Annotated in this window: 1 protein-coding gene; it reads right to left on the bottom strand. The window is 43.2% G+C overall.

All coding sequences use genetic code 11. From position 1 onward, the window contains the following. Nucleotides 1–1,081: amino acid adenylation domain-containing protein (locus tag ACFSB2_RS17785; protein ID WP_377944454.1), on the bottom strand; the 1,081-nt coding region annotated here is incomplete at both ends.

Here is a 1,081-nt window from a genome sequence, read left to right as displayed (position 1 = left end):
CGAATCTTGACCTGATCATCTATCCGTCCCAAATACTCCAAGTTTCCGTCTGGCAACCAACGGGCCAAGTCCCCGGTTCGATACATCCTTTCCCCTGGCTCAAATGGATTCTCTACAAACTTCTCCGCCGTCAGTTCAGGTTGATTCAGATAACCACGGGCTACACCTTTACCACCAACATACATTTCTGCCGCTACACCCACGGGAACCAGATTTTGATCATTATCCAAAAGGTATATACGCGTATTTGCTAAAGGTCGTCCAATGGGCGCAAGCTTTCTATCAAATCGCCGACCATCTGAATGTATTTTATACATCGTTATTCCAACTGTAGTTTCGGTTGGTCCATAATGGTTATATATCTCGCAAGCATCCGAAATCTCATTCATTCCATACAGCCATTCCCATTGCGATCCCTCTCCTCCGCAGATCAATCCCCGTTTAGGTAGTAACACATGTGTAGAATTAACCGAATTCTGCAAAACCGCCAAATGAGAAGGGGCAATTTTTAACCAGTCAATAGATTTTGCTTCACAGTAGTTTGCAAATTCATGTGCATTCAATGAACATTCCCTAGATATCACATGTAAACATCCACCTGTGAGTAATGAAAGAGTCAATACTGTTTGGCTAGAATCCACTGTTAATGGTTGTACCATCGCGTATCTTTCCCCGAACTTGACTCCTAATCTTTGCTTCATCCCATTGTAATAGTTTCCAATCTGTCGATGCTCAATCAGTACTCCCTTGGGATTTCCTGTCGATCCCGAAGTATATAGAACATAGCAAAGATTCTCAGGACCTACCCTCTGTTTGATGTTCTCCATACTTTCTTTTTGAATTCTCACACTATCTTCATCTAGACACAAAGTTTCCCCTTCAAATGCAGGCAGCGCATCAAGTACAGCTTGATGCGTCAATAATACATTTGCTCTACTATCCTCCAATATGTACCGCAGTCTATCGACTGGAGAAGACGGATCCAGGGGCACATACGCACCTCCGGCTTTCAATATTCCAAGTAATCCAATAATCATTTCTAAAGAGCGTTCAACACAAATTCCCACCAGCACCTCTGGTC

The sequence above is a fragment of the Alicyclobacillus fodiniaquatilis genome (assembly GCF_042678105.1).
GTDB lineage: Bacteria > Bacillota > Bacilli > Alicyclobacillales > Alicyclobacillaceae > Alicyclobacillus > Alicyclobacillus fodiniaquatilis.
Note: the sequence above shows the minus strand (reverse complement) of the source record. Positions and strands in the feature narration are given on the sequence as shown.